This is a genomic window from Streptomyces sp. ADMS (assembly GCF_033441795.1).
GTDB lineage: Bacteria > Actinomycetota > Actinomycetes > Streptomycetales > Streptomycetaceae > Streptomyces.
The window spans coordinates 1-285 of the sequence record NZ_JAVFVX010000552.1; the positions used below are offsets into that span (position 1 = coordinate 1).

Here is a 285-nt window from a genome sequence, read left to right on the forward strand (position 1 = left end):
GGCGCGCTGTAGCTGAAGGCGGGACGGCCGGTGCGCTCGGCGAACCGCTGCACCAGCTCCGGCCTCAGGACCCCGGGACCGGAGGTCAGGAACAGGACCGGTTGCACGAGGCGGGCTGAGCGCATCCCCGGTTCCAGGCTCAGCAGTGCCAGGAACTCGTCGTCGGACACTTCGATCGGAGGCCCGCCGGGCAGGTGCAGGACCACGTTCCCGGCCTGGTTCACATGAACCAGGTTCAGGAGGGGGTCGGGCAGATCCGGTCCGACCCATTCCGGCTGGACCTGT

Annotated in this window: 1 protein-coding gene; it reads right to left on the reverse strand. The window is 69.5% G+C overall.

Annotated elements, in window-relative coordinates; genetic code table 11:
* On the reverse strand, positions 1 to 224 hold a 224-nt coding region (locus tag RB628_RS41960), incomplete at its 3' end, for a hypothetical protein (RefSeq protein WP_318325830.1).
* Positions 225 to 285: the final 61 nt, after the last annotated feature.